General features: G+C 67.7%; 9 protein-coding genes. All 9 read left to right on the plus strand.

Annotated features, from left to right (window positions below; genetic code table 11):
* Positions 1–433, plus strand: a 433-nt coding sequence (locus AC1HC7_RS18390; RefSeq protein WP_479499299.1) for a helix-turn-helix domain-containing protein, incomplete at its 5' end; no start/stop codon positions are given.
* A gap of 239 nt (positions 434–672) precedes the next feature.
* Positions 673–1,662 (plus strand): BMP family lipoprotein, encoded by a 990-nt coding sequence (locus tag AC1HC7_RS18395; protein WP_479497855.1) that lies wholly within the window; start codon positions 673–675, stop codon positions 1,660–1,662.
* Between the two features lie 136 nt (positions 1,663–1,798).
* The gene (locus AC1HC7_RS18400; protein WP_479497863.1) at positions 1,799–2,776 is read left to right on the plus strand and encodes a BMP family lipoprotein; all 978 of its coding nucleotides are present in this window, start codon (positions 1,799–1,801) and stop codon (positions 2,774–2,776) included.
* Positions 2,773–3,240: a VOC family protein gene (locus AC1HC7_RS18405; protein ID WP_479497854.1), complete on the plus strand. Its 468-nt coding sequence runs from the start codon at positions 2,773–2,775 to the stop codon at positions 3,238–3,240. The genes AC1HC7_RS18400 and AC1HC7_RS18405 overlap by 4 nt, the downstream gene beginning before the upstream one ends.
* The gene (locus tag AC1HC7_RS18410; protein ID WP_479497853.1) at positions 3,237–4,757 is read left to right on the plus strand and encodes an ABC transporter ATP-binding protein; all 1,521 of its coding nucleotides are present in this window, start codon (positions 3,237–3,239) and stop codon (positions 4,755–4,757) included. Before AC1HC7_RS18405 ends, AC1HC7_RS18410 begins: the two co-directional genes overlap by 4 nt.
* A complete protein-coding gene (locus AC1HC7_RS18415) occupies positions 4,754–5,047 on the plus strand; it encodes a hypothetical protein (protein ID WP_479499300.1) in 294 nt (97 codons plus the stop codon). Before AC1HC7_RS18410 ends, AC1HC7_RS18415 begins: the two co-directional genes overlap by 4 nt.
* Before the next feature lie 10 nt (positions 5,048–5,057).
* Positions 5,058–6,161 (plus strand): ABC transporter permease, encoded by a 1,104-nt coding sequence (locus AC1HC7_RS18420; RefSeq protein ID WP_479497851.1) that lies wholly within the window; start codon positions 5,058–5,060, stop codon positions 6,159–6,161.
* Complete coding sequence (locus tag AC1HC7_RS18425) at positions 6,161–7,126, plus strand: ABC transporter permease (protein ID WP_479497850.1); 966 nt, start codon at positions 6,161–6,163, stop codon at positions 7,124–7,126. Before AC1HC7_RS18420 ends, AC1HC7_RS18425 begins: the two co-directional genes overlap by 1 nt.
* Entirely contained in the window at positions 7,126–7,866 is a 741-nt protein-coding gene (locus AC1HC7_RS18430) for a class I SAM-dependent methyltransferase (RefSeq protein WP_479497849.1), read from the plus strand. Before AC1HC7_RS18425 ends, AC1HC7_RS18430 begins: the two co-directional genes overlap by 1 nt.
* The last annotated feature ends 50 nt before the right edge of the window (positions 7,867–7,916 follow it).

The following is a 7,916-nucleotide window of genomic DNA, read 5'->3' on the forward strand; positions in this document are numbered from 1 at the left end:
GGGGCTCCTGGGCGGCGGTGCGCTCGGGCATGGCGGCGGCCCGGGCGGCGGCGATCGCGGCGCGGCCTCCGCCCCCGGATCGCCGTCGCGCGCGGGGGGCGGCGATCCGGCGATCGCCGCGGGCTTCGCGCCCGCCGGGACCGTGGCCCCGTTTCCGGGAGCGGCCTTTCCCGCCGCGCAGACCCGCGCGCCGGCGCACGCCTACGCGCCCCCGGGCGGCGTCGCGCCCGCCGGCGCCGATCCCGGGGCGCTCGCCGCGCAGGTGCGTCCGCTGGTCGGGGTCACGCTCGCGGACATGGAGCGCGAATTCATCGAGGCCACCATCGCCGCCTGCGACGGCTCGATCCCCAAGGCGGCGCGGATGCTGGATGTCAGCCCCTCGACGCTGTATCGCAAGCGCGACGCCTGGGCCAAGGCCAAGGCCCGGGCCTGAGGTCGGGCGCGCCGAAAGCCGCGCCAAACCGTGGCCAAAGCCGATTCATGCCGCCGATCCGGGGCAAAACCCCGCCCGGCGCGCGGCTTGGGCCGATCCCGGCTTGCCATGGACGCGTTTTCGTTAGACCGTGACGGCTCCGACAGCCAATTCGACGCGTCGTTCGAAATCGGCAACTCAATGCCGGGGACCGATCGCCAAGACCCGGCCCCGTCCCGTCCACAGGAAGAGGATATCTCATGCTTCGCCGAGTCCTGATCGCCGCCGCAGCCGCGCTGAGCGCAGCCGCGCTGCAGGCCGCCGAACTCAAGCCAGCCGTGGTCTATGACCTTGGCGGCAAATACGACAAGTCGTTCAACGAATCCGCCCATACCGGCGCGGTGAATTTCGAAAAGGACACCGGCGTCAAGTTCGCGGATTTCGAAATCCAGAACGACGCCCAGCGCGAACAGGCGCTGCGCCGCTTCGCCCAGAAAGGCTACAACCCGATCATCGCCATCGGCTTTTCCCAGGCCGCCGCGGTGGAAAAGGTGGCCAGGGAATTCCCCGACAGCAATTTCGGCATCGTCGACATGGTGGTGGACCTGCCCAATGTGCGCTCGATCCTGTTCAAGGAACATGAAGGGTCGTATCTGGTCGGCATGATGGCGGCCCTGGCCTCGAAAACCGGCAAGGTCGGCTTCGTCGGCGGCATGGACATCCCGCTGATCCGCAAGTTCGCCTGCGGCTACGCGGGCGGGGCCAAGGCGGCGGGCGCCACCGAGGTGTTCCAGAACATGACCGGCACCACCGGCGCCGCGTGGAATGACCCGGTGCGCGGGGGCGAGCTGGCGAAATCGCAGTTCGCCCAGGGCGCGGACGTGGTCTATCACGCCGCCGGGGGCACCGGCATCGGGGTCATCCAGGCCGCCGCCGACGCCGGCAAGCTGGCGATCGGCGTCGACAGCAACCAGAACGGCATGCAGCCCGGTTCGGTGCTGACCTCCATGCTCAAGCGCGTCGACATCGCCGTCTACAAGGCCTTCAAGGACGTGCAGGACGACAACTGGTCGGCCGGCTTCGCGGTGCTCGGGCTTGCCGAGGGCGGCGTCGGCTACGCCATGGACGACAACAACAAGGACCTGGTGACGCCCGAGATGCGCGCCGCCGTCGAGGCCGCCGCGGCCAAGATCGTCGCCGGCGACATCGTGGTGCATGACTACATGGCCGACAGCGCCTGCCCCTACTGAGCGCCTGACGCCTGAATTTCGCGCGGGCGCCGGCAACGGCGCCCGCGCAACTTTTTGTTGCATTCCGCACAGAAATATTTATCGTTTGGTAAAATAAAAGCCGACAACCAAGCGATTCCCACGGGAGGGACCCATGCTGAAACTCGCCTCTGCCGTCATGGCGGCCAGCGCCGCGCTTGTCGTCGCGGCGCTGGCCGATCCGGCCATCGTCTATTCCACCGGCGGCAAATTCGACAAGAGTTTCAACGAGGGCGCCTGGAACGGCGCCAAGGCCTGGGCCAAGGCCGCCGGCGGCAAGTTCGCCGAATTCCAGATCGACAGCCCGGCGCAATCCGAACAGGCGCTGCGCAATTTCGCCCGCAAGGGCTATTCGCCCATCGTCGCCATCGGTTTCACCCATGCCAATGCGCTGGCCAAGGTGGCCCCGGAATTCCCCGACGCGAAATTCACCATCATCGACATGGTGGTGGACGCCCCGAACGTGCAGTCAATCGTCTATCGCGAACATGAGGGCGGCTATCTGGTCGGGGTCATCGCCGCGATGAAGACCCGGACCGGCAAGATCGGCTTCGTGGGCGGCATGGACATTCCGCTGATCCGCAAATTCGCCTGCGGCTACGCGCAGGGCGCCAAGGCCACCGACCCGAAGACCGAGGTGCTGGTCGCCATGACCGGCGACACCCCCGCCGCCTGGTCCGACCCGGTGCGCGGCGGCGAGATCGCCAAAAGCCAGATCGCCGAGGGCGCCGACATCGTCATGCAGGCGGCGGGCGGCACCGGCATCGGCGTGCTGCAGGCGGCGGCGGATAACGGCGCGCTGGGCATCGGCGCCGATTCAAACCAGAACGGGCTGCATCCGGGCAAGGTGCTGACCACCATGCTCAAGCGCGTCGACGTGGCGGTCGAACGGGTGTTCGCGCAAGGCGGCTGGCAGCCGGGCATCCAGTCGCTCGGGGTCAAGGAGGGCGGCATCGGCTGGGCGCTCGACGCCAACAACCGCGCGCTGATCACGCCGGAGATCGAGGCCGCCGCCACCGTGGTGTCGGGGATGATCGCGGCGGGGAGCATAAAGGTCCATGACAGGTCCATCGACGGCAAGTGCCCGGTCGAATGACCGCCGTGACGCCCGATCCGGGGGCGGGCGCGGCGCGCGGGTTCAGGATCCGCGCGCTGGGCGAAATCGCGCTCCGCTGCGCCGATCTCGCGGCGATGACCGCCTTTTACCGCGACGTGATCGGGCTCGAGATCCTCGCGGATCGCGGCGGCCCGGAAGCCGGCGCCATCCGGTTTTTCCGGATCGCCGAGGGCCATGCCGGGCATGCCGCGGTGCTCGCCCTGTTCGAGAGCCGCGAATCCCCGGCGACCGGCGCGCGATCCTCGCTGCACCACATCGCGCTCAGCCTCGGCCATGCGGAGCAGGACGCGGCGATCGCCTGGTTCGAACGCATTGGCCAACCCTGCCGGATCGAACATTTCGACTGGATCGGCTGGCGCGGCGTGTTCGTGCAGGATCCAGAGGGCAACACGGTTGAACTTGTCGCCGCCACCGGCGACGCACAGCGGGAGGCGACAGCATGACGGCCCCGGCCATCGAACTGATCGGCGTGGACAAGAGCTTCGGCCCGGTCCGCGCCAACCACGACATCCACCTGACCGTGGACAAGGGCGCCATCCACGGGGTCATCGGCGAGAACGGCGCCGGGAAATCGACGCTGATGTCGATCCTCTACGGGTTCTATCAGGCGGATCGCGGCGAAATCCGCATCGACGGCAAGGCGGTGAAGATCCCCGACAGCCTGGCGGCGATCGATCTGGGCATCGGCATGGTGCATCAGCATTTCATGCTGGTGGAACCGTTCACGGTGCTGGAAAACGTCATGCTCGGGGTCGAGGGCGGGGCCATGCTCAAGCAGGGCATCGCCCATGCCCGCGCCGAACTGGTGCGCCTGGAAAAGGAATACGACCTGCGCGTGGATCCCGACGCGGTGGTCGGCGATCTGCCCGTGGGCCTGCAGCAGCGCGTGGAGATCCTGAAGGCGCTGTATCGCGGGGCCGAGATCCTGATCCTCGACGAACCCACCGGGGTGCTGACGCCCGACGAGGCCGACCACCTGTTCCGCATCCTCGCCCAGCTGAAGGCGCAGGGCAAGACGGTGCTGCTGATCACCCACAAGCTGCGCGAGATCATGGCCGCCACCGACGCGGTGTCGGTGATGCGCCGGGGCGAGATGGTGGCGACCCGCGCCACCGCCGAGACCAGCGTCGAGGACCTCGCCGAACTGATGGTCGGGCGCCACGTGCTGCTGAAGGTCGAGAAAGGCCCGGCCTCGCCCGGCGAGGTGCGCCTGTCGGTCGAAGGCGCGCAGGTGGTGGACGATATGGGCGTCGAGCGCCTGCGCGGCGTGTCGCTGAACGTGCGCGCCGGCGAGATCGTCGGCGTCGCCGGGGTGGCGGGCAACGGCCAGTCGGAATTGCTGGCGGCGATCGCCGGGATCACCCCGCTGACCGCCGGGCGCATCGAGATCAACGGCAAGGTCCCGACCCGCGCCGACCCGGCGCTGCTGCGCGCCATGCATCTGGCGCATGTGCCCGAGGACCGGCACCGCATGGGGCTGGTGACCAGGTTCGAGGCCCGGGAAAACGTCATTCTCGGCTATCACCAGTCCGACGCTTACAACACCGGCATCTTCCAGGACCGCGCGGCGATCCTCGACGCCTGCAAGGCGCAGATGCAGGCCTTTGACGTGCGCCCGCCGGACCCGTTCCTGAAAACCGCGAATTTTTCCGGCGGCAACCAGCAGAAGATCGTGCTGGCGCGGGAAATCGAACAGGACCCCGAGGTGCTCATCGTCGGCCAGCCCACGCGCGGCGTGGATGTGGGCGCCATCGAGGCCATCCACCGCCGCCTGATCGAACTGCGCGACGCCGGCAAGGCGATCCTGCTGGTGTCGGTGGAGCTCGACGAGATCCGCGCCCTGTCGGACCGCATCCTGGTGATGTTCGACGGCCGCATCATGGGCGAGCGCACCGGCGCCGCGGACGAACGCGAGATCGGGCTTTTGATGTCCGGCGTGACCGGGGAGGAAGCGGCGTGAGCGGTTTTTTCCAATCTCGCGCAGGGCGGAGAAAAGATCGGCTTTTTGATCGGCGATTGGGTGGTTTCAAGAAGCTTCAGGGTGTTATCGAAAATTCAGATGGATCAGGCCCTGCAAGGGGTTGCTTGTCGATAATTGACCCCGAAATTTCATTGGCAGGTTCTGAGTCAATATTTGGCGATTTCATCTTTAATCATTTTGAGAAAGTTGAATTATTGCTTTCGCATATAAAGCAAAAGCACACCCATGATGATTTGCTGGCTCCGTTCAGAAGTTGCCTGAAGATATGAGGAAAAAATCATGAACGCCCAACTTCCCCGCTGGGTCGATCTTGGCCTGATCCCGTTGATAAACCTGATTTTCGCCTTTCTCATCGCCGGGCTGGTGGTGCTGCTGATCGGCGAGAATCCGCTCGAAGCGGTGAAATTCATCATCACCGGGGCGCTTGGCTATGGCGAGGGCATCGCCTTCACGCTGTTCTACGCCACCAACTTCATCTTCACGGGGCTTGCGGTGGCGGTCGCCTTTCATGCCGGGCTGTTCAACATCGGCGGCGAGGGGCAGGCCTATGTGGGCGGGCTGGGCGTGGCGCTGGCGGCGCTGGCGCTCGACCAGTATCTGCCCTGGTGGCTGATCGCGCCCTTCGCGGTGCTTGGCGGGGCGCTGTTCGGGGCGGCATGGGCCTTCATTCCGGCCTATCTGCAGGCGACGCGCGGATCCCATGTGGTGATCACCACCATCATGTTCAATTTCCTCGCCGCCAGCCTCATGGTCTATCTGCTGGTCAACGTGCTCAAGGTCGAGGGCGCCATGGCCCCCGAAAGCCGCACCTTCGCCGAGGCCGGGCGCCTGCCGAAACTCGGCTGGCTGTTGGAGATGTTCGGCTCCAGCATCGGCGGGGCGCCGCTGAACGTGTCGTTCTTCCTGGCGCTGGTCGTCAGCCTGCTGGTCTGGCTGCTGGTCTGGCGCACCCGGCTCGGCTATGAAATCCGCACCTTCGGCGCCAGCCCCACGGCGGCGCAATACGCCGGCATCTCGCCGGTGCGCATCACCATCGTCACCATGATGATTTCCGGCGGGCTGGCCGGGATGATGGCGCTGAACCCGGTGATGGGCGATCAGAATCGGCTGTTTCTGGATGTGGGCGGCGGCGCCGGCTTCGTCGGCATCGCCGTGGCGCTGATGGGGCGCGCGCATCCGGTGGGGGTGATCCTCGCCTCGGTGCTGTTCGGGGTGCTGTATCAGGGCGGCGCGGAGCTGGCGTTTGAAATGCCCACCATCACCCGCGACATGGTGGTGGTGATCCAGGGGCTGGTGATCCTGTTCGCGGGGGCCATGGAATTCATGTTTCGCCCGGCGATCGCGCGCTTGTTCGCGACCTTCGCCAAGACGGAGGCCGCGTGATGTTCGAGACCATCATCCTGATCCTCGATTCCACCGTGCGGCTGTCCACGCCGCTGCTGCTGGCCTGCCTTGCGGGGCTGTATTCGGAACGCTCGGGGGTGTTTGACATCGGGCTCGAGGGCAAGATGCTGGGGGCCGCCTTCGCCTCGGCGGCGGCGGCGGCGGTGTCGGGGTCGGCCTGGATCGGGCTGGCGGCGGGCATCGGCGTGTCGGTGGCGCTGGCGTTGATCCACGGGCTGGCCTGCATCACCTATCGCGGCAACCAGATCGTGTCCGGCGTGGCGATCAATTTCCTCGCCGCCGGGCTGACGGCGCTGCTGGGGCAGGCGTGGTTCCATCAGGGCGGGCGCACCCCGGCGCTGCGCGGCGACGGGCGTTTCCTGCCCATCGACCTGCCTTTCGCCGATTCCCTGGCCGACATGCCGGTGATCGGCGGCGTCTATTCCGAATTGCTGTCGGGGCACAACATCCTGGTCTACGTGGCCTTCCTGGCCGCGCCCTTCACCTGGTGGGTGCTGTATCGGACCCGCTTCGGGCTGCGGCTGCGGGCGGTGGGCGAAAACCCGGCGGCGGTGGACACGGCGGGCATCTCGGTGACGCGGATGCGCTATCTGGCGGTGATCTGCTGCGGCGTGCTCTGCGGGCTGGCGGGGGCGTATCTGGCCACCGGGCAGTCGGCGGGCTTCATCAAGGACATGAGCGCCGGCAAGGGCTTCATCGCGCTGGCCGCCCTGATCTTCGCCAAGTGGCGCCCGATTCAGGCGATGTTCGCGACGCTGCTGTTCGGGTTTCTGGACGCCGCCGCGATCCGGCTGCAGGGCGTCGACCTGCCATTGATCGGCGAGGCGCCGGTGCAGCTGATTCAGGCGCTGCCCTATATCCTCACCGTGGTGCTGCTGGCGGGATTCATCGGCAAGGCGATCCCGCCCAGGGCCGGCGGCGCGCCCTATGTGAAGGAGCGGTGATGCCCGCGGGCGAAAGCCGGGGCGCCCCCCCCAGCCCGCGCGGCGGCCATGTGATGGCCGAGGCGGCCTCGCGCGCCCGCAAGGCCGCCAAGATCGAATCGCTGATCCGCGCCCGCACGCGGCTCGAATCCGCCGATCTGCTGGATCTGGGCGCCGGCGCCGGGCATATCAGCCGCCATTTCGCCGACAAGGCGCGCAGCGTCACCGCGGTCGATCGTGACATCTCGGCCTTTGCGCCCGGCGACATCCCGGTGTTCGAGACCCCGGGCGCGACGCTGCCTTTCGACGCCGCCAGCTTTGACGTGGTGATCTACAACCACGTGATCGAACATGTGGGGGATCGCGCGGAGCAGGCCGCGCATCTGGCGGAAATCCGCCGGGTGCTGCGCCCGGGCGGCTGGCTGTATCTGGCCGTGCCCAGCCGCTGGGCGCTGATCGAACCCCATTACCGGCTGCCGTTTCTCAGTTGGCTGCCGGCGCGGGCGGCGAATGCATTGCTGCGCGCGCTGGGGCGCAACGACTGGTATGACTGCCTGCCTTTCGGCCATGGCGAGCTGCTGCGCTTCATGGCGCGGGCCGGGTTCGAGACCACCGACGCCACCGCCGAGGCGATGCGCCATTTCGCCCGCCATGAAGCCAGCGGCCCCGCCGCCCGGCTCATCGCCGGGGCGCCCGAGGCGGCGCTGCGCGCGCTGGCGCCGCTGATGCCGACTTTCGTGGTGGTCGCGCGGGTCGCCTGACCCGCCTCGCCCCCGCCCCGCCTCGCCCCGCCTCGCCCCCGCCTCGCCCC

The organism is Oceanicella sp. (assembly GCF_056449545.1).